General features: G+C 67.1%; 16 protein-coding genes and 1 tRNA gene. 9 read left to right on the top strand and 8 right to left on the bottom strand.

Features of this window, described 5'->3' with window-relative positions:
• Positions 1-106: 106 nt before the first annotated feature.
• From ACWIGM_RS02195 to ACWIGM_RS02165, 7 genes are all read left to right on the top strand, one after another.
• Positions 107-592 carry a hypothetical protein gene (locus ACWIGM_RS02195; RefSeq protein ID WP_454024291.1) on the top strand — a complete coding sequence of 162 codons (486 nt, stop codon included), beginning with the start codon at positions 107-109 and terminating at the stop codon, positions 590-592.
• A 330-nt stretch (positions 593-922) separates the two neighbouring features.
• Positions 923-2,485 carry a 2-isopropylmalate synthase gene (locus ACWIGM_RS02190; protein ID WP_454024290.1) on the top strand — a complete coding sequence of 521 codons (1,563 nt, stop codon included), beginning with the start codon at positions 923-925 and terminating at the stop codon, positions 2,483-2,485.
• Between the two features lie 149 nt (positions 2,486-2,634).
• Positions 2,635-5,139 (top strand): tetratricopeptide repeat protein, encoded by a 2,505-nt coding sequence (locus ACWIGM_RS02185; protein ID WP_454024289.1) that lies wholly within the window; start codon positions 2,635-2,637, stop codon positions 5,137-5,139.
• A gap of 167 nt (positions 5,140-5,306) precedes the next feature.
• Entirely contained in the window at positions 5,307-7,520 is a 2,214-nt protein-coding gene (locus tag ACWIGM_RS02180) for a tetratricopeptide repeat protein (RefSeq protein WP_454024288.1), read from the top strand.
• A 126-nt stretch (positions 7,521-7,646) separates the two neighbouring features.
• Complete coding sequence (locus tag ACWIGM_RS02175) at positions 7,647-9,017, top strand: methyl-accepting chemotaxis protein (protein WP_454024287.1); 1,371 nt, start codon at positions 7,647-7,649, stop codon at positions 9,015-9,017.
• A gap of 106 nt (positions 9,018-9,123) precedes the next feature.
• Entirely contained in the window at positions 9,124-10,401 is a 1,278-nt protein-coding gene (locus ACWIGM_RS02170; RefSeq protein ID WP_454024286.1) for a solute carrier family 23 protein, read from the top strand.
• A gap of 193 nt (positions 10,402-10,594) precedes the next feature.
• Positions 10,595-10,670 (top strand) — tRNA-Lys (locus ACWIGM_RS02165).
• Positions 10,671-10,827: 157 nt separating this feature from the next.
• Here the strand turns inward: ACWIGM_RS02165 and ACWIGM_RS02160 are convergent.
• The 7 genes from ACWIGM_RS02160 to ACWIGM_RS02130 form a co-directional block, all read right to left on the bottom strand.
• A complete protein-coding gene (locus ACWIGM_RS02160) occupies positions 10,828-11,799 on the bottom strand; it encodes a Csu type fimbrial protein (RefSeq protein WP_454024285.1) in 972 nt (323 codons plus the stop codon).
• Positions 11,790-14,213 carry a fimbria/pilus outer membrane usher protein gene (locus ACWIGM_RS02155; RefSeq protein ID WP_454024284.1) on the bottom strand — a complete coding sequence of 808 codons (2,424 nt, stop codon included), beginning with the start codon at positions 14,211-14,213 and terminating at the stop codon, positions 11,790-11,792. Before ACWIGM_RS02155 ends, ACWIGM_RS02160 begins: the two co-directional genes overlap by 10 nt.
• 10 nt (positions 14,214-14,223) lie before the next feature.
• Positions 14,224-14,943: a fimbrial biogenesis chaperone gene (locus ACWIGM_RS02150; protein WP_454024283.1), complete on the bottom strand. Its 720-nt coding sequence runs from the start codon at positions 14,941-14,943 to the stop codon at positions 14,224-14,226.
• Between the two features lie 107 nt (positions 14,944-15,050).
• Complete coding sequence (locus ACWIGM_RS02145; RefSeq protein WP_454024282.1) at positions 15,051-15,527, bottom strand: Csu type fimbrial protein; 477 nt, start codon at positions 15,525-15,527, stop codon at positions 15,051-15,053.
• A gap of 321 nt (positions 15,528-15,848) precedes the next feature.
• Positions 15,849-16,355: a cupin domain-containing protein gene (locus ACWIGM_RS02140; protein WP_454024281.1), complete on the bottom strand. Its 507-nt coding sequence runs from the start codon at positions 16,353-16,355 to the stop codon at positions 15,849-15,851.
• A 132-nt stretch (positions 16,356-16,487) separates the two neighbouring features.
• On the bottom strand, positions 16,488-17,516 hold the full coding sequence (locus ACWIGM_RS02135) for an alpha/beta fold hydrolase (RefSeq protein ID WP_454024280.1): 1,029 nt from the start codon (positions 17,514-17,516) through the stop codon (positions 16,488-16,490).
• 84 nt (positions 17,517-17,600) lie between these two features.
• Positions 17,601-18,017, bottom strand: a complete 417-nt coding sequence (locus tag ACWIGM_RS02130) for an organic hydroperoxide resistance protein (protein WP_454024279.1) — start codon at positions 18,015-18,017, stop codon at positions 17,601-17,603.
• Between the two features lie 147 nt (positions 18,018-18,164).
• Here ACWIGM_RS02130 and ACWIGM_RS02125 point away from each other — a divergent pair, with 147 nt between their 5' ends.
• Positions 18,165-18,653 carry a MarR family winged helix-turn-helix transcriptional regulator gene (locus ACWIGM_RS02125; protein ID WP_454024278.1) on the top strand — a complete coding sequence of 163 codons (489 nt, stop codon included), beginning with the start codon at positions 18,165-18,167 and terminating at the stop codon, positions 18,651-18,653.
• Between the two features lie 140 nt (positions 18,654-18,793).
• On the opposite strand, the gene ACWIGM_RS02120 is transcribed toward ACWIGM_RS02125, so the two are convergent.
• Positions 18,794-19,981 (bottom strand): pyridoxal-phosphate-dependent aminotransferase family protein, encoded by a 1,188-nt coding sequence (locus ACWIGM_RS02120; protein WP_454024277.1) that lies wholly within the window; start codon positions 19,979-19,981, stop codon positions 18,794-18,796.
• A 147-nt stretch (positions 19,982-20,128) separates the two neighbouring features.
• Here ACWIGM_RS02120 and ACWIGM_RS02115 point away from each other — a divergent pair, with 147 nt between their 5' ends.
• Positions 20,129-20,833, top strand: a complete 705-nt coding sequence (locus ACWIGM_RS02115; protein WP_454024276.1) for a GntR family transcriptional regulator — start codon at positions 20,129-20,131, stop codon at positions 20,831-20,833.
• Positions 20,834-20,863 lie beyond the last annotated feature (30 nt).

Below are 20,863 nucleotides of genomic sequence, written 5' to 3'. Positions count from 1 at the left end.
GCCGAATCGCACCCGATCAGGTTAAGCCATGCGCGCTGCCGCCATGCCAGCGCCGCAGGAGGCTCCGCACTTACTCCCGTCACAATTCGACGGAACGCTGGCTGGCATGACGCTGCTGCACACCACCGAGCTCGAAATCTTCGCCGACTACTTCCAGTTCTATCTTCAGGACGAGGCGGTCGACGAGGATTGGGGGACGTTCTGGACCGATGAGACCGTCGAGCGGATGCTCGCCGTCGGTGAATGCTCGGTCGGCATCGCCACCGCCAGGAACATGAACGTTCCGGTCGTGCTCTCGGTCCATGATGTGGCCCCGGAAACCGATTTCAGCGAATGGGAGCTGGTCAACGAGTGTTCCTTCCGCGCGCGCTCCGGCCAGATGATGGTGATCGGCTGCACGGAAGGCTCCCCGCAGGAGCGGGCGCGCTTTTCGCTCGCGCCCGGGAGCTATCGGCTGCGGGTCTCCTATGTCGGGCTCGACACGTTGAGCGATGACGGGCTGGAGGGCGACGATTTCTATCGACTGCAGGTCTGGCCGGCGCCATTCGGCAAGACCAGGACGCTGAAGGAGCGGGCCGGCGCTGCCGGGTGACCCGCCTTCTCTGGGCATCATCCTGCACGAACGTTCAAGACCTCCGAGGCTTGCCTTCCTAGGCTGCGATCCGGTAGACAGCTTCCGTCGACGAGAGGACCGTTCGTGGCCGCATTCGCCACCCATGCCGAGAGCCAGAACCGCGCCGCTGCGCGGATGGCCGGCATGTGCGCTCCCTCGCTCCCTGGTCAGCTGCTTCTTCTTACCTGCCCCTGAGGGCCGGCCGGGCACGTGTGCCTGGGCGCTCAGGGGATGACGGGAAACAAGCCCTAGACCTTTCGCGCCTGCCTGAATCGATGCGCGGCGCGTCCTGACCCAAGGACAAAGACCATGAGCAATCCTAATAGCACCGTGTCCGCCAAGGACCGGGTCCTGATTTTCGACACCACCTTGCGCGATGGCGAGCAATGCCCCGGCGCGACCATGACCTTCGAGGAGAAGCTCGAGGTCGCCGACATGCTGGACGCAATGGGCGTCGACATCATCGAGGCCGGCTTCCCGATCGCCTCGGATGGTGATTTCGAGGCGGTCTCGGCGATTGCTTCCCGGATCAAGCGCGCGAGCGTCGCGGGCTTGGCACGCGCCATTCCGGCCGACATCGCCCGCGCCGGCGAGGCGGTGCGCCATGCGGTGAAGCCGCGCATCCATACCTTCGTCTCGACCTCGCCGATCCATCTGCAGCACCAAATGCGCAAGAGCGAGGAAGAGGTGCTGGAGATCATCACCCGGACGGTGACGCAGGCGCGCAATCTGGTCGAGGACGTCGAATGGTCTGGCATGGATGCGACCCGTACCCCGATCGACTATCTCTGCCGGGCGGTCGAGACCGCGATCAGGGCCGGGGCCACCACGATCAACCTGCCCGACACGGTCGGCTACGCCACGCCGGACGAATACAGGGCGATGTTCAAGGCGGTGCGCGAGCGCGTGCCGAACGCCGACAAGGCGATCTTCTCGGCGCATTGCCACAATGATCTGGGGCTCGCCGTCGCCAACTCGCTGGCGGCGATCGAGGGCGGGGCGCGCCAGGTGGAATGCACCATCAACGGCATCGGCGAGCGCGCCGGCAATGCGGCGCTGGAGGAGATCGTGATGGCGCTGCGGGTACGCGGCGACGTCTTGCCCTACGACACCGGTATCGACGCGACCTATCTGATGCGCGCCTCGAAGGCGGTCTCGACCGCCTGCTCCTTCCCGGTGCAGTACAACAAGGCGATCGTCGGCCGGAACGCCTTCGCTCATGAGAGCGGCATCCACCAGGACGGCATGCTGAAGCACCAGCAGACCTACGAGATCATGACCCCGGCCTCGGTGGGCGTGACCAAGACCTCGCTGGTGATGGGCAAGCATTCCGGCCGCGCCGCCTTCCGCTCGAAGCTGAAGGAGATGGGCTACGAGCTCGGCGACAACCAGCTGGAGGACGCCTTCACCCGGTTCAAGGCGCTCGCCGACCGCAAGAAGCATGTCTATGACGAGGATATCGAGGCGCTGGTCGACGACAACCTCGCCACCGCCCATGACCGGGTGAAGCTGGTCTCGCTGACGGTGATCGCCGGCACGCGCGGCCCGCAGCGCGCGATGCTGAAGCTCGACATCGATGGCCGGGTCGCGGCCGAGGAAGCCGAGGGCAACGGGCCGATCGACGCGGTGTTCAATGCGGTCAAGGCGCTGGTCCCGCATGAGGCGGTACTGGAGCTCTACGATGTCCACGCCGTCACCGAGGGCACCGACGCGCAGGCGGAGGTGACCGTGCGCCTCAGCCAGAACGGCGCGGCCGTGACCGGGCGCGGCGCCGATCCCGACACGCTGGTCTCCTCGTGCAAGGCCTATCTGGCGGCGCTCAACAAGCTGGTCGCCCGCGGCAATCGCGTGCACGCGCAGGCGGCGGAGTAAGCGTCTGGCGGGACATGATCGACCGCCGCCTCGGCTCGAGGTGGCGGTCGAGACCTGGGTCCAGCTGCAGCCAGCCCTGACAGCATCTCGGTAATCGTATTTCGCGAGAATCATGTTCCATGCTCGCGAAACGATGATAGCTTTGCGCGATGCAGGCTTTGGGGGGCTGTATGAGGCGTCGACTGCTATGGTCGTCGGTCGTGGTCGTTTGCGCGCAGGGCCTGTTGGCATCAGCCTTCGCCGATTTCCGACAATCACCTGACGGGTCAACGGAGTTCTGGAGCGAATGCCGCTCCGAAACTGGGGTTATCGGCAGCCGCATCGACGCCTGCAACAAGGCCCTTGGTCTTGAAGTGCGCCCCGCATATCGTGCGTCGCTGCTCACCGCGCGTGGCTGGCAGAAGCGCCGCGCCGGAGACCAGAATGGCGGCCTGCGCGACTTCGAGGCCGCCCTGAAAATCGTGCCGGCCAACGATGCGGCGCTGCGCGGGCGCGCCGTGATGCTCTCCGATCTGGGTCGCTACGACGAGGCCGAGCAGGCGTTCACGGCGATGCTCGTCGAAAACGAGACGCGGCCGCTCATCTATCTCGATCGCGGTCTCGTTCGTCGCCGCGCCGGCCGGCGCGAGCAGGCTCTCGCCGATTTCAATGCGGCACTTCAACTCGCGCCAAACTATGTCGATGCGCTGGTTCAACGCGGCCGGCTGGCCTTCGACAGACAGGACCACGCGGCGGCGCTCGTCGATCTCGACGCGGCGACGAAGAGCGATCCGAAGGATCCATCGGCGTTGTACTGGTATGCGCGGGCGCTGAGCGAAAAAGGCGAGCAGCGCTCTGCCCTGTTCGCGTTCAATCGCCTCGTCGCGATCGAGCCGGAGGATGCGATCAATTGGGTGCAGCGAGGCTCGGTGCAGGAAGGCCGAAGCGACTATGCTGGAGCGCTGCGCTCCTATGATCTGGGCCTCAAGCAAACGCCAGGGCACCGGAACCTGCTGTTTCGCAGGGCCTTCGTGCTCTCCATGCTTCACCGGGACGATGCTGCGATCAAGGCCTACGACACGCTGATAGCGGCCCATCCTGAGGCCGCAGCCGGCTATGGCAACCGCGCCTGGCATCTCTCGCAAAAAGGCGAGCATGCGGCCGCGATGCGTGACGCTAATCGGGCGATCTCGCTCGATCCGAAGAACGGGCAGCCTCATCATGTCAGAGGGCTGATCTACTTCGAGAAGGAGGATTATCGTAAGGCTCGGGTCGCATTCGAGCGCGCCGCGGCACTTGGCCACACGACGACCGAGCTGTTCAACATGCGCGGCCGAACCGCGCTCGGCTTGAAGCGCTATGACGATGCGGCCGCGGATTTCGACGAGGTGATCAGGCGGGTCCCGACCGCGATGTATGGTCACTATAATCGCGGCCTAACCGAGAGGCTTCGCGGGCGCTGGGCAGAGGCGCTCGGCCATTACAGCAAGGCGCTCGAGGTCGAGCCGGGCGACGAGGACGCCGTGCGCCAGCGGAACGAAATGCTGGTCAAGCTCGGGCGTGAGCGCGAGATCTGGCGCCTCCGGCTGATCGAGACGGCCGCAGCCATCAAGCGGGCGGCGCTGTCCACCCAGAACCAGGCTGCGGCGAAGACCGGTCAGTCGGCCGCGGAGCGCCTCGGCAAGCTCGACGAGCAGCTGGAGCTCGATCCCTATGACGATGCGGCCCGGCTGGCGCGGGCCCGCCTCCTGGCTGCTGCCGCCGATAGCCGGGCGCGGGCGCTCGACGATGTCGAGCAGCTGCTGCGGAGCGATCCGCAGAATGCCGCTACGCTGCTCGTGCGGGCCCGCATCCATTATGACGAGAAGCGCTATCCGCAGACCATCGCCGATGCGGAGCGTGTCCTGGCAAAAGCCCCCAAGGAGTCCGATGCCTTCTTCTGGCGGGCGCGAGCGCGGGCGGCCCTGTCGCAAGATGAGGAGGCGGTGGCCGACTATACGACGGTGGTCGCCCTTTCTCCCAAATCGTTGAGAGCCATTTTCAACCGTGGGCAGCTGCACCGGCGGGCCGGCCGGTTCGCGGAAGCCGAGGCGGATTTCAGCAGGGCGATCGAGTTGCAGCCTGACGATTACGATCCCTGGCGCTATCGCGGGCTCGTTCACCTCAAGCAGAAGCGCTTTGCCGAAGCGCAGGCCGATCTGGAGCAGGCGTTTCGCTTGGCGCCCGACCATGTCGGGACCACGCTCGATCTCGGCATCGCGCTTTACCGGAGAGGCGAACATCAGGCGGCCATTGCGCACCTGACCGCCGCGATCGAACGCGGGGTCACCAGCGTCGGAATCTGGAACGACCGCTGCTACTTCCATGTGCTGCGCCGTGAGTTCGACCTGGCTCGCAGCGATTGTGCCGAAGCGCTCAAACTCGACCCACAGCGAGCGACCACCTTTCACAGCCTGGGCGCGATGAAAATGCACGAGGGCGATGTCGATGGAGCGCTCGCCTTCTTCGATCGCTCGATCGCAGGCGATCCAAAAAGCGCATTCGCTCATTTCGGCCGCGCGCTCGCTCTTTTGCGCAAGGGTGAGGCAGGGCTCGCAGAGGAAGCGTTCGCAAGAGCGCGTGCGCTCGATCACGAGATCGACGAGCGCTATCGCGAACTGGGCCTGGAATTCTGACGCGAGTGCGACGTATCGCCGAGCCGGAGGGCATCGCCTCAGCCCGGTGTTGTGACCGCGGCACACCGGCTCAATTTTTGCTTGGCCGGCACAGCAACCACTGGACCTTCGAGGCCCTTTGCCGATCTCATCATCTCGGCTGGGGGAGCCACAGTGAGATTCCATCGATGAAGTTGCTGCGCCTGCTGCCGATGGGCGTCCTGGCCGTGCTGAGCGCGCAGCCCGCCGCGGCCTATGGGCCCGCCTCCACGCCGGGACAGGCAGAGCGCGCGCAGGAACGCATCCGCCTGTGCATGGGCACGATCGAGACCGGCGGCGCCGAACGGCGTGCCGCCTGCGACGAGAGCCTGACCGGCGAGCTCAACCGCGCGATTCGGGCCGATCTGCTCGCCAGCCGCGGCTGGCTGTCCGAGGCCGAGAATGCCCTCACCGAGGCGCTGCGCGATTTCGACGCGGCGCTCAAGGCCGTGCCGAATCACCTGGCGGCCCTGCGCGGCCGGGCGCATACGCTGTCCGAACTCGGCCGGCATGTCGAAGCCGTGGCGTTGATCGAGCGGGCGATTGTCATCGGCGGGCGCGCGACCCTCCTGGCCGACCGGGCCCTGCTGCGCGAGCGCGCCGGCAATATCGCCGGGGCCCGCGCCGATCTCGACGGGGCCATCGCGCTCGATCCCTCCAATAGCTGGGCGCGCGGGGCACGGGGGCGGTTCCTGCAGGACGAAGGCGGGCACGAAGCGGCAGTGGCCGATTTCGACGCTGCGCTCGCGCTCGAGCCGGAGGTTACCTCCTATCACTACCGCCGCGGCCTCTCGCTCATGGCGCTGACACGGCCGCGCGAGGCAATCACGGCCTTCGACAGCGCCTTGCGGCTGGAGCCGACGGTCGTGCAGGTCTGGCTGGAGCGCGGGCGGGCCTTCGAGGCGCTCGGCCATGACGGGCCGGCGCTCGCCAGCTATGAGCGCGCGCTGCGGCTCGATGCGCGGCATGCGGCATCGCTGTCCCGCCGTGCCTTCCTGTTGCAGCGGACCGGCCGGACCGAAGAGGCGATCGTGGCCTATGACCGGCTGCTCACGATCCAGCCACAGGCTGCCTTCGGCCTCAACAACCGTGCCGGCCTGCTCGCCGGGCTCGGCCGGCGCGAGGAAGCGCTGCGCGATCTCGACCGCGCCATTGCGCTGGTGCCGGGTGACGGCAATGCGCTGCGCAATCGTGCCCAGCTGCTGCTGCAGCTCGGGCGCAACGACAAGGCGCTGCGCGATCTCGATCGGGCTGGACCTGGCCATGACGCCGGAGCCTGGCACGGCATGCGCGGCGATGCGCTGCTGGCGCTCGGCCGGCCGGCGCCGGCGCTGGAGGCCTATCGCGCCGCGCTGGCGCTGAAGCCGCAGGATCGCGCCACGCTGTTTGGCTTCGGCCTGGCGCAGGAGATTCGCGGTGATCGCAGCGCCGCCGCTGCCGCCTATGGCGCACTGCTCGCGATCGATCCCGAGCATGAAGGAGCACTCGATCGCCGCGAAGAACTGCTGCCGGCGCTCGGTCGCTCGATCGAGGTCTGGCCGGCGCGCCTCGCCGAGCTGTGGCGCGATGCCAGGGAGACCTACGAGCGGGAGCGCGAGGCATTGCAGAGCGCCTATCGCGCCCTGCGGCCGCAGCCAGTTCAGGCCTTGCCGACCCCGCCCAATCCGCTCGCGGCGCTCGATACCGCGCTTGCCCTCGACGCCTTCGACGTGCCGCGCCTGATCCGGCGGGCCCAGTTCAGCATCGGCCAGCCACAGCGCGAGGTGCAGGCGCGGACTGATCTTGCCACGGCCTTGCTGCTCGAACCGGAGAATCCGGCGGCGCTGGTACAGCGCGCCCGGTTGAATTATCGCGACGGCGCCTATGTCGCGGCGCAGGCCGACGCGGAAGCGGCGCTGCGCAGCGAGCCGCGTTCGATCGAAGCGCTGTTCCAACGGGCGCGGGCGCTGACGGCGCGCGGCCAGCTCAGCGCCGCGGTGAAGGCCTATGACGATGTCGTCGCGGTCGCGCCCGCCAACGCCGCGGCCCTGCTCAACCGAGCGCTGCTGCTGCAGCACGCCCGCGAATATGAGCGGGCGCTGGCCGACCTCGACGCCGCGGTCGCGGCCAACCGGGCCGATCCGGATGGCTGGGTGGCGCGTGCCGCCCTGCGGACGGCGCTCGGCCAGACCGATGCGGCGATCGCCGATTTCGACCGGGCGCTGTCGCTCGACGCCCGGCTCGGCCAGGCCTGGTATGGCCGCGCCCTCGCGCATCAGCGTCGCGGCGATGCGGCCGAAGCGGCGGCCGACTTTGCCAAGGCGCAGGCGCTCGATGCGAAGGCCGAGGAACGCTACCGCGCCTTCGGCGTGACCGCGCCCTGATCGCAGGCCTCGCAACGGCCGGGCGCAGCAACCTCGATCATCGCCGGCACGAAGCAGCCTCGTCGGATCTCTAGGCCCTTCTTAACCATTCGCAGGCAGCGTTGGCGTCCGACACGAGCCCGCGCAATGGCCGACGAGACGCAAAGAGATTCCCTGTTCGCGCCCGCGGCGCCCAATTCGCGCCTGGCCATCTTCGGCGTCGACGATGCGACGTTGAGACTCGCCAGGGAGCTCGCCCCGACGCTGGATGCGGCGATCGACGCCGCGATGGCGCTGCATTTCGAGCGTCTCGATGCGCACCCGACCATGGGAGCGGCCTCTCGCGCGCACGGAGCGGACTTGCGCACCGAGATGGCGCAGCACGCCCGCACGCTGTTCGAGGGACAATTCGACGAGGCTTATGCGGCATCGCTGCGACGGGCGGTGCTGTGCGAGACGGCCTCGCCCTTCGGCCCACGCACGCATGCGGTCCTGGCGATGACGGCGATGCGCTCGGTCTTTCCGGAGATCGCGCGGCGGCACCGTTTCTCGTCGCGGCGGACGGCGCGCGATTGCGTCAAGCTCGCCGAGTTCCTGATCGTCGACCTGGTCAATGCGCTCGGCGACATCCATGCGATGAGAGCCGAGCGGACGACGCGCTATGTGACGGATATCGCTGCGCTCGCCGATGACTTCCGCCAGCAGGTCGAGCAGGTCTCGAGCGAGACGGAGGAGGCTGCGGCGACGCTGAGCCGGGTCGCAGCCAGTTCGGCGGCCGCCTCGCATCGCGCTGGCGAGACCACCGAGGCCAGCCGGCAAAGCTGGAACGAAGTGCGCGAGCGCGCGACGCAGACGGTCGCCTCGATCGGGCAATTGCGCCAGTCGATCGGCGAGATCGACCGGCGAACCCGGGAGAGCGCCGATATCGCAGCCGACACGGTCGCCGCGGCGGGAGAGGCGCGGCGGACCATCGAGGGTCTCGCCGCTCTCGTGTCGGAAGTCGGCTCGGTCGTCGGCCTGATCTCGGAGATCGCGGCGCAGACCAATCTGCTTGCGCTCAACGCGACCATCGAGGCGGCGCGTGCCGGTGAGGCCGGCCGCGGCTTTGCCGTGGTGGCGAGCGAGGTGAAATCGCTGTCCGCCCAGACCAGCGGAGCGACGGAGGCGATCGGCAGCCGGATCGAGGCAATCCGGCAGGCGACCTCGCGCTGCGTCGATGCGATGGCACGGATCGATCAATCGGTCTCCGGCATGGCCGGGAACACAGCCGCGGTCGCAGGCGCCGTCACTCAGCAATTTACCGTCAGCGAGGGGATCGCCCGGGACGCGCAGGCGACCACGGACGAAATCGAAGCGGCGCTGAAACTCGCGGCGGAGGCCCTGCAGGCCATGGAGCGCGTCGGCGCGTCGGTCGACGAGATGAACACGCGCTCGGCTGCCGTCGGCACCGTCGCCGCTGGCCTCGCCGAGAACCTCAACCGCTTCGTCAGGTCGGTTTCCGAGCGCCTCACCGCCTGAATCGCGGTTTTGCGGTGGACGGCGCGTGCGGCTCGCTTGGCGCAGGCCCGATTCTTGCCACTATTCGCCTCCGGTGCGCGCAGGCGCGATGGCTGGGAGCGGGACGATGGCTGGCTATTTTCCGAACTGGACGCTGAAGACCTCCGGCGATGTCATGCCGGATGAGCGCTTGCCGACCGGGCAGACGATCATCGCCGGTCTCCAGCATGTTGTCGCCATGTTCGGCGCGACCGTGCTGGCGCCGATCCTGATGGGCTTCGACCCGAACGTCGCGATCCTCTTCTCCGGCATAGCGACGCTGCTGTTCTTCGTCATCACTGGCGGGCGGCTGCCGAGCTATCTCGGTTCCTCCTTCGCCTTCATCGGCGTCGTCATCGCCGCGACCGGCTATGCCGGCACCGGCCCTAACGCCAACCTGCCGGTCGCGCTCGGCGGCATCATCGCCTGCGGCGCGGTCTATGCCGTGATCGGCCTGATCGTGCAGGGCGTCGGCACGCGCTGGATCGAGACCCTGCTGCCGCCGGTGGTGACCGGCGCGGTCGTCGCCGCGATCGGTCTCAACCTGACCGCGGTCGCGATGAACATGATCTCGGCCAGCCCCTACACCAAGTGGATCGCGCTGTTCACGGTGGTGGCGGTCGCGCTGATCGCGGTCTATGGCCGCGGCCTGGTGCAGCGCCTGCCCGTGCTGATCGGCGGGCTCGCGGCCTATATCCTCTATGCCGCGACGGCGACGAGCTTCGGCGCGCCGCCGGTCGATTTCGGCAAGGTCGCCGCGGCGGCCTGGTTCGGCCTGCCGAACTTCGTTTCGCCGGTGTTCGACCCGAAGGCGATCGCACTGATCGTGCCGGTCGCGATCATCCTGGTCGCGGAGAATCTCGGGCACATCAAGGGCATCTCGGTGATGACCGGGCGCAATCTCGACGGGCTGATCGGGCGCGGCTTCTTCGCCGACGGCATCGGCACGATGATCGCCGGTTCGGGCGGCGGCACCGGCGTCACCACCTATGCCGAGAACATGGGCGTGATGGCGGTGACACGAGTCTATTCGACCCTGGTCTTCGTCGCCGCCGGCGTGATCGCCATCCTGCTCGGCTTCTCGCCGAAGTTCGGCGCGGTGATCGGCACGATTCCCGTGGCGGTGCTGGGTGGCCTCGCCGTCGTCGTCTTCGGCCTGATTGCCGCGACCGCCGGCCGGATCTGGGTCGAGAACAAGGTCAACTTTGCCGAGCCGAAGAATCTGCTGACGGTGGCGACCGCATTGATTCTCGGCGCCGGCGACCTCAAGCTGCCGATCTTCGGCTATGAGCTCGGCGGGATCGGCACGGCGACCTTCGCCGCGATCGCGCTTTACCATCTGCTCAACCGCCGCAGCGCGGCCTGAAATCCCTGAAATGCGGCCTGCCGCGCCCTGCGCGGCAGGCATTTCTCCGCCTCGTCGCGAGGTGCGCCGACATTATCCGAAACGAGTTTGCATATTTCTGTCGCAAACGGGTGGACAGGGGCGGGGGTGTTTGCTACATCGCCGGCCGTCGGGACGCGGTCCACGCCTCGCCGACAACGTCTTCGTGGCGTATGGGTGATTAGCTCAGTTGGTAGAGCAGCTGACTCTTAATCAGCGGGTCGTAGGTTCGAGCCCTACATCACCCACCACGAAATCTTCCTGAACATCGGCGAGAAGCAGTATCCGGGCGCTTTGTCGTTAACGGGATGGCTTTGCGCGTCGCCACTTGCGCTTCGCCGTGATTGGAGACGGTGGAGGTAAACCGCCCGGTTCCTCGGTCGCTGCGGGCGCGCGACGTGCGGATGCCTAGTACACGACCGTCGCGACGATCGTATCTGCATAGAGGCCGGGAGACGGCGTCGCCTGCGACGGGACGCGACCGTGGATGGTGACGGTCTGGGCCAGGCCCGAGCCGGTCCCGACCAGCGTATTGACCCCCATTGTGTTGCCGAAGGGCAGCGTCCGGGCGCCATCGCGATAGAGCCCGTAGGTGACGAACTCCGCCCCTTTCGACATGCGCCGCTGCGTCGGATTGGTGGCACCGGCGAGACCGCCGTCGAGCCCGACCTGATAGGCCGTTCCGTTGGTACAGGTCGGCGTCAGGCTGGTTGCGGCATCCCGAGCGCTGCCGAGGACGCCGGCATTGCCGAAGTCGAGCAGGTTCGTCGTCACCCGGCAGGTCGGCGGGACATTGGCGGTGATGTTGAACGTCGTGGTTTGCGAGTTGGTCAGGAGATTGCAACCGAGCAGGAACGACAGAAGCCCGTAACGGATACGGGCGTCGAGGCCGGTGAAGGTGCTGAGATAGGCCAGCGGAGCCGCGGTGGGCTGGCCGCTATGGACGCGGCCGGTGATGGTTTCAACATGGCTGCCGGTGCCGCCGGCCGAGAGCACGATATTGAAACCCACCGGATTGGCCGAGCCGCCGGCCCAGCTGCTCGAACCCCAGGGCGTCATGCCGGTGCTGTAGAGCCCATAGCGCAGCTGCTGTGCGCCATTGACCATGAAACGGCTCGTCGCATCGGTGGCACCGCCGGTGCCCGGGCCGAGATCGATGCAGACCCCGACGAGCTGCAGTGGCAGGCCGGTGCAGCTGACGGTCGCGGTTGCCGTGGCGTCGACCTGGGCATTGGCCGTCACGTCGATCGGGCTGAAGACCATCGGCGTGACGCTCAGCGAGCATGACTGGGCTGCGACATGTCCTGTCGCGGCGAGCATGCCGATCAGGATGAGCGCAAGGCAGGCCATGGAGCGATGGAGCGGCAATCTCATCGGCATGGGACGGGCCCGATCGTGACCTGTACGCCTTCCTGGGAGGTGAAGGGGAAGCGTGCGCTGCATTCGCCGTCAGCGAGGCGGATGCGAATCTCGTTGTCGGTGCCGAGATGCTCGACAAAGGCGCGCCCGTCATATCCCACGATGAAATCCGGCGCCGGGCTGGCAACGCCGCGCAGGCCCGGCTGGAGGGCGCCGCGCGTGCCGGCCGGCAATGGTTGGCCGTCGCGCCCATGGAGAACGACGATCGCGGCGTTGACGGCCGAGCGAACCGCGAAATCGACCACGACGCCGGCCCTGTCAGGTGGTGCCGCGATCTCCTGCGTGGTTTCGGCCAGGGCGGTGACCGGCAGCCCGCGCGGGTCGATCGAAATCCGATTGGACTGATAGGAGCGCAGATTGGGGATCAGCGCCGTTCCGTTCGCGCCGGTGCGCGCCACGACGCGGTTCTCGTGGAGGACATCGACATCGGCCGCGCCGACCCTGGCGATGGCGAAGGCATCGTCGATGCGGTTGGCGAGGAAGAGGCCGCCGCCCGCCGCGACCAGCGCGCCGTCCAGCTGCGCCGTTCCTGCGATACGCCCGGCGCTCTGCGAAATGCCGCCTTCGACCTGGCCGTAATTGCCGCGATAAGCGACGGACGCCGAGCGGTAGCGCTGGCTGCCGGCGCCTTCGACGTCACGCAGGCGCCAGCCGATGCTGCCCGGCTCCTGCTGGATCGGCTGGCTCAGATCGGCTGCGAGCGCCCAGGAGCCGCCGGACCGGGTGAAGCCGGCCGAGGACGTGATGTTGCCACCGAACGGGAAGGACAAGCCGGCGAAGATGCCGGCCGAGCCGCGCGTCGCCAGGTCCGTGTACACTGTGGTGTAGAACGATCCGCCGCGGGGCAGGGCGCGCGAATAGCTCGCGTTGACGATACGGCTCGTGCGGCCGCCAACCTCCTTGAGCTGGGCGAAGCCGAGATTGAGCCCGCCGCCGATGAAAGGCGCCGGCAAGCCGATAGAGATGCGATCGACCGCACGCGGCGGCAGCTGGAGCCAGGACCAGCCGCGCGGATCGGTGGTGGAGGCAGCGGTGTTGCTCGACGTATTGAATGCGAGCGTGCCGAGAGCCGATGGCGACGCCGTGGCGGAGGCGAGGTCATGATAGTCGCCGAAACTGCGCTGGCTCGAGGCGAAGAAGGAGAAGGCGCCCAGGCGGGTCTCGAAGGCGAGGTAAGCCAGGCCGCCCGTCGCCCCGTTCCGCCAGCTCCCGGCACCGGCAGCGCTGACGAGCCCGACCGGTCCGAGCCCGACGACGGCGCCCAGCCCGGCATTGCCGAAGTTGCGGGAGCCTTCCCCGTGCGCCATCAGAGTGACGCGATCGCTCAGCCCATAGCGCAGGCTGCCCGAGCCTGCGGGCTCCTCAGCATAAAGGCTGGAGCGCAGCCCGTATTGCAGGCGCGGCATGCCGATCTCGGCAGAGAAATCGCTCAGGCCTGGCCGCAGCAGCTTGCCCGATACCGCGAAGGGCAGGGTCGTCTCGGTCTGCTGGCCGGAGGCATCCCGCACCACGACATTGGCGTTGCCGTTGCCGGAGAGGATCGGCACGTTGTTGATGCGGAACGGCCCTGAATCGACATTCTGCGAGATGGTGCGGATGCCGTTGACGAAGACGTCGACCGTGGAAGGCACGGCGGCGCTGCCGTCGATGCTCGGCAGAGGCAAGGTGACGAGGTCCGGCCGCAGCCCAAAGTTGCGCTGAATCTGCAGGCCTCCGAGCCGGATCGGGCGGGTCCAGGCGAGGCCGCCGGAGATGGTGTCGCCGGCCCGATAGGTCAGAAGCGTGGCGGGATCGGAATAGCTCCAGCTCGTGTCGAGCCGCAGGATGTCGGCCTTGTCCGTGGTGAGCGAACGGTTGGCGACGATCCCGGTCTGCGACAGCACGCCGAGGGGGCTGAAGAGGCGTCCATCCAGGCTGGCGGACAGGCTGGGGTAGCGCCAGAAATCATAGAGCTGGGCGCCGCTCGAGCTGCCGAAAAGCGTATAATTGAGCACGGCGCCGGTCGTTGCATGCCCCGCTTTGGCCGGCGCATCCGGCTGTGGCATCGCGTCATAGGCCTTCGGCTTCCGATAGGCGTCGGGCACCGTCAGATCGATCCGCTGCGCAGTTTCGTCGTAGCGATGGGTGAGGCCGGGAATGGCGGAGAGCGGCACGTCATCGTCGGGCCGAAACTGCTGCGGGACCCTGATTCCGAGCTCTTCGAGTTCCTTGCGGCGTGCCGACAAGGCGCCCGTCTCGCTTTGATGGAACGCACCGATGAGGCCGACGGCGTAGCCGCCGAGGGAGACGTCGAGTTGGAGGTCCCGCGCGCGCGTCTCGGCAGCCGCATCGCTGCGAGGCGCCAGAAGGAGATTGGCGTTGACCAGCAAGAGCACCAGCCAACGGCTAAGGGGCCGTTTGAACGAGCGCGGTCGCATTGAAGGGACCGATTTCGCCGGAGCCGCTGATCGAGACCTTGCTGCCCGCGCGCGGCAAGGGCCCTGTCGTCGGAAGTGGCCAACTCATCGTGCCCTGTCCGAGCGCGTAGCCGACCAGCCCCTTGTTGGCGCCGATGAGCTTGCCGGATGCATCGCGGATGCTGACCGCGGACAGCCGCAGATGGGTGTCGCCACGGTTCCTGGCGTTGAGCACGAGGTGCTGGCCGTGCCTGCTGATCCCCCATGTCACATCCGAGCGGGTGGTGCCCTGGCTGGCAAAGAAGACCGGAACGACGTGGCGCAGCACGAGCGAGATCGTGCCGGTTCGCTGCTGCGGCTTGGGCAGCTCGTCGATGACGAGGCGATAGGCCTCTTCCCCGGCCACGGCGCGCCTGACGGTCCGGACCACGCGCACCGTGTAGTCCTGACGCGCGCGCAATTCGACGAGCGGTGGGCTGGCGACGACGTCGCTGGTCGGCTCGAGCCGTTCCTCGCCGCCGGCCTGGACCCAGCGATACACCCGGATCTGTGCGGCGATGGGTTGCGTATCCGTATTGCGGAGCGTGATCGTCGTCGCGGCGCCCGGAGCGGGCACGTCCAGCAGGACGGGAGCAACCTGCAGCGAAGCGGCCGACGCCATTGTCGCGGCCAGACCGCAGGCGATGGCCAAGGCGAAGCCATATCTCATCACATCCTCCTCTGGCGATGGGCGCAATTCGCCATCGGCCACGGCTGCGTGGCCGGCCCTGTATTGGATCGGTGGGAGCTTGATGGCGCCGGCAATGCCGGCGGTGATCAGTAGGTGACGGTTACGGTGATGGTGTCGGTGTAGAGGGCCGGGCTTGGCGTGGCTTGTGCCGGCACCCGGCCGTAGACGGTAAAGGCCTGGGCAGTGCCGGCCCCGGTTCCGGCTATGGTATCGGTCCCGATGGTCTCGCCCCAGTTCAGTGTCCGGGCCGGGTCACGCGACAGGGAGTAGTTCACCGCGCCACCGGCGCCGTTCATCTGCCGCGTCGTCACGCTGCCGCCGTGGAGGCCGGCATTGAGGCTGATGCTGTAGGGCGTGGTCGCCGTGCACTGGACGGTGATCGTGCTGGTGGAATCGACGCTGGCCGCGAGGACACCGACGTTTCCGAAGTTCATATCGGTGGCGCTGGCGATCGTGCAGGCCGCCTGGATATTGATCTGGACCTGGAAGGTGCTCGTAGCTGTCGCCGCATTCGCGCCGCTCGCCAGCATGCCGATCAGCGGTGCGATCCATATCGAGCGCATGCTTCCCTCCCCCATTTTCTACCCGTGGCGGTGTGTCGTAACCACTTCCCTCAAGGCGTGTGCTTGAGGTTCGAGAATGGACGTGTGTGGTTAATGAAATCTTATCGGGAGGCAATTCGTTTCATAATCACTTACGCATGCAACTCATGCTTTTGTTTTCGCTCCGGTGGATTTCCTTGACTGCTTGGATCTCGGTCTATTTTGCCTTGATGACGTTAGGTAATGTTTTGCATGACGCGAACACGTGCGAGCCGGCACCAGGTGCCGGCTCGGTGCAGGGGGGCGATTTTTGCGGGGAAGCTGCCCTGTGTCTCGATCGTGTCAGGCGGCGAGGCCGCCTTGCGATCCCTTGTCGCCGCGCAGCATGTTGCGCAGCTGATAGGCGAGCGCCACCGGAGCGGGGAAGCGCTTGCGGCAGAAGGCGATCTTGCGGACGTAATTGTCGATCCGCCAGGTCGCCCAGGTCTTGCCGGCGAAATAGGCGATATCGCCTTGGCGCAGCGTGCGCTGCGAGCCGTCCTGCGCGGTGACGTGGACCTCGCCTTCGAGGATCACGACCGTCTCGTCCCAGTCGAAGAACCAGCGGAACTCGCCGGCGGTGCAGTCCCACATGGCGGTCGAGGCGGCATCGTCGCCGGCGCGTGAATGCAGGCCGACACGCGCAAACGGTTCGCCCGAGATGATCCAGGAGGGCTCGATCGGGGAAGGCTCCAGCGGCAGGTCGTCCATGCCACGAGCCACCAGCGGTGCCTGCTCGACCGGGGCGGCCAACGGAATCTGCCGCAGCATCATCGCGGCGGCTCCGGCGAGCATCATCTTCAAGGCCATCAATTCCTCCCTAAAATCGCTTGGGATCATAGGGAGGAGGGGTAAAGGCGGCCCTCGGGAATTCCTCGCATTTGTCAGCATTCGGTAACGGCTCGGGTAACCCTCCCGGGCCGCTGTCCGAAAAGGCCGCTTTCAGGCGCGATCGACCGCGATGATGGCGTCGGCGAAGGCGGCCGGAGCTTCCTGCGGCAGGTTGTGGCCGATGCCGCCATCGAGCGTCCGGTGCCGGTACCAGCCGGAGAACTTCTTGGCATAGGCGGCTGGATCCGGGTGCGGCGCACCGTTGGCGTCACCTTCCAGGGTGAATGTCGGCACGGTGATGACCGGGAAAACCGCGAGCTTGCTCTCAAGCGCATCGAATTGCGGCTCGCCCTGGGCCAGGCCGAGGCGCCAGCGGTAATTATGGATCGAGATCGCGACATGGTCGGGGTTGTCGAAGGCCGCCGCCGAGCGCGCGAAGACCGCGTCGTCGAACGCCCACTTGGGCGAGGCGGTCTCCCAGATCAGGCGGGCGAAGTCGCGGGTATTCTTCGCGTAGCCGGCCGCGCCCCGTTCGGTGGCGAAATAGAACTGGTACCACCATTGCTGTTCGGCCTTCGGCGGCAGCGGGGCCTCGTTCAGCTTCTGGCTGCCGATCAGGTAGCCGCTGACCGAGACCAGGCCCTTGACCCGCTCGGGCCAGAGCGCCGCGACGATGCAGGCCGTGCGCGCCCCCCAGTCGCAGCCGCCGAGCAGCACCTTGTCGAGCTTGAGTGCATCCATCAGCGCGATCACGTCGACGGCGAGCGCGCCCTGCTGGCCGTTGCGCGGCGTTTGCTGCGAGAGGAAGCGGGTTTCGCCATAGCCGCGCAGCGACGGCACGATGACCCGGTAGCCCCTGGCTGCCAGGAGCGGGGCGACATCGACATAGGTGTGGATGTCATAGGGCCAGCCATGCAGCAGGATGACGACCGGGCCGTCGGCCGGGCCTTGCTCGGCATAGGAGACCCGGAGCACCCCGGCATCGACCTGCTTGAGCGGGCCGAAGGAGGACAGCGCTGCCGGCGCTGCTAACGCCGGCCGGTTCAGGCCGAGCCCGGCCGCGGCAATCACCGTGGCCACGGAGCCGACGAAGAGGCGGCGGCTGGAGTCGATGGTTTCGGAGGTCTTGGCCTTGTGCATGGTGGGATACCTTCTGCGCGGGGGGCGGCGATGACTGGAGGGGAAGGCGCCGGCGGAGAATTCCGCGCGGCGCCGTCGGTGGAGTCAGACGAGGTTGATCTCGACCTCGATGTTGCCGCGGGTCGCCTTGGAGTAGGGGCAGGTCTGGTGGGCGGCATCGACCAAAGCGCGGGCGGTGTCGCGATCGAGCCCCGGCAGGGCGACGTTCAGGCGGGCCTGCAGGAAATAGCCGCGCTCGCCATGGCGCAGATCGACCTCGGCATCGACGGCGGTCTCGGCGGGAACCGCGACCTTGCGCTCGCGCGCCGCCAGGCCGATCGCGCCGATGAAACAGGCCGACCAGCCGGCGGCGAAGAGCTGCTCGGGATTGGTGCCGGCGCCGGGGGCGCCGGGCGAGGTCAGGTTGACCTCGAGGCGGCCATCCAAGCTACGGGCGGCGCCGTCGCGGCCGCCGGTGGTGTGGGTGCGGCCGGTGTAGAGAACCTTGTCGGTGGAGGACATGTCGGGCTTCCTTCTGGCTTTAGATCGTACGCGATCTAATCGGATGCGGTCTTATATGTGAAGCTCGGAAACGATGTCAACCCTTCCGATTTAATCGGATGCGATGTATATAGAGGGACAATGACGCGCTCACGACGAGGCCCGGCCATGCCCGCTCCGACTCCGCACCACCCGAATGTCCCCCGGTTGGCGGATTTCCTCTGCTTTGCGATCTATTCGGCCAATCTGGCCTATGGCCGGGCCTACAAGCCGATCCTCGACGAGCTCGGGCTGACCTACACCCAGTACATCGCGATCATCGCGCTGTCGGAGGAGGACAATCAGAGCGTCGGCAGCCTCGGCGAGAAGCTGTTCCTGGAGTCGAACACGCTGACCCCGATCCTGAAGAAGCTGGAGTCGCTCGGCTATATCCGCCGCCGGCGCGACCCGGCCGATGAGCGCCAGGTGCGTGTCAGCCTGACGCCGGAGGGGCGGAAGCTCAGGGAGAAGGCGCTGCCGATGAACCTGGTGGCGGCCGCCGGGCTCGGCGAGGATTTTCCGGTGGTGCAGAAGGCGGTGGTCAGGCTGCGCAGCAACTTGCTGAAGGCGGCGCGGGGGCAGGGGGCAAAGGCGGCTGAAGCGGCTGAAACCGAGTAAGTCTCAAACTACCGTTGCCGTCATGGTCGGGCTCGTCCCGACCATCCACGTCTTCCTTCAGGCCGCGCGGCATTCAAGACGTGGATGCTCGCCACAAGGGCGAGCATGACGGGGCGGGATAGACGACTTCTCTTTGAAGCTCAGGCCACGGCCTTCGCCTGGTTGCCAGCGTCAGGGCCTTCGAGATCGGCCATCGCCGCCGTGACGCCGCCGCTGCGGTGGGGCACGCCGGCTGCGGCGAGGCCCATCTCGACGCCGGAGAGGGCGCCGAGCAAAGCGAGTTCGTTGCACTCGCCGAGATGGCCGATGCGGAAGACCTTGCCGGCGACCTTGCCGAGGCCGGAGCCGAGCGAGATGTTGAACTTCTCCAGCGCGATCTTGCGGAAGCGGTCGGCGTCATGGCTCGGCGGCATCAGCACGGCGGTGAGGACCGGGGAGTGCTCGGCCGGGTTCTCGCAGAGCACTTCCAGCCCCCACGCCTTGACCGCGGCGCGGCAGGCGCTGGCGAGGCGCTGATGGCGAGCGAAGACCTCGTCGAGCCCTTCCTCCTCAAGCATGGCGAGCGCCTCCTTCAGCCCGTAGAGGAGGTTGGTCGCCGGCGTGTAGGGGAAGAAGCCACCGGCATTGATCTTGATCATCTCCTGCCAGTCCCAGAAGGAGCGCGGCAGCGTGTTCGTCTTGGAGGCTGCGAGCGCCTTCTCCGAGACGGCGTTGAAGCCGAGGCCAGGCGGCAGCATCAGCCCCTTCTGCGAGCCCGAGACGGTGACGTCGACCTGCCATTCGTCATGGCGGTAATCGACCGAGGCGAGCGAGGAGATCGTGTCGACCATGAACAGGGCCGGGTGGCCGGCGGCGTCGATCGCCTTGCGGATCTCGGCGATGCGGCTGGTCGCGCCGGTCGAGGTCTCGTTGTGGACGACCATGACCGCCTTGATCCTTCGGGCCTTGTCCTCGGTGAGCCTTGCCTCGATGGCCGCAGGGTCGGCGCCGCGGCGCCAGTCGCCCGGGATGAATTCGACCTCGATGCCGAAGCGCGTGGCGATGTTCTTCCACAAGGTCGCGAAATGGCCGGTCTCGGCCATCAGCACGGTGTCGCCGGGCGAGAGCGTGTTGACGATGGCCGCTTCCCAGGCGCCGGTGCCGGAGGAGGGGTAGATCACCACCGGCTGCTTCGTCTTGAAGACGGCCTTGCTGCCTTCCAGTACCGTCTTGCCGAGCGCGGCGAACTCGGCGCTGCGATGGTCGATGATCGGCATCGCGATGGCGCGCAGGACCCGGTCCGGAATCGGGCTCGGGCCGGGAATATGCAGGAAGTGACGCCCTTGCATGATGTTCTTATCCTCCCTGAGAGTTAGGCGCTAAGATGCCGTTGCCGATATTTTGCATTCATTTTTTGGAAGATCAACTGCGACATGGTATGCTGATCATCGACAATCGGGCTCGACAGGTGACCCGAGCCGACTTAGCGATGATGCATGAGCGAGCCATTCCTCGATACTCTCGATGAGCTGAGCCCGGCGCCGGCCGAAGTTGCCAGGCCGGCGGCCTCGCTGCATGAGGGGCTGCTGGTCGCGCTGCGCGACTTCATCGTCGAGGGCAATCTTGCCGACGGCGCGCGCGTTCCCGAGCGGGCGCTGTGCGAGCGCTTCAACATCTCGCGCACGCCGCTGCGCGAGGCGCTCAAGGTGCTGGCGGCGGAAGGGCTGATCGAGCTTTTGCCCAATCGCGGCGCGCGGGTACGAGAGCTCAGCCCCGAGGATGTCCGCGGGCTCTTCGACGTGATGGGTGGACTCGAGGCGCTGGCCGGGCGTCTGGCTTGCGAGCGGATTTCGGAGGTTGAATTCGCTGAAATCGAGCGGATGCACCATGAAATGTACCGGTTTTACTTGCGCCGCGACATGCATGGCTATTTCCACTGCAACCAGGCGATCCATCAACTGATCGTTGCGGCTGCTGGCAATGCGACGCTGGCTTCGACCTATGCCGGCCTTGCCGGCAGGATCCGGCGGGTGCGCTATTCGGCCAATCTCGCCAAGGATCGTGACCGCTGGGGCGAGGCGATGCGCGAGCACGAGGCGATCCTCGATGCGCTGCGGCGGCGTGCCGGCTCGGAGCTCTCCGACATCCTCTTCCTGCATCTGCGCAACAAGCGGAAGGCGGCGCAGGCTTCGGCCGGTTGAGGGTGGTCGCCGCCGGGTGATGTCATGCTC

This window comes from Allobosea sp. NPDC055332 (assembly GCF_053645455.1).
This window is presented reverse-complemented; position numbering and strand designations above follow the sequence as displayed.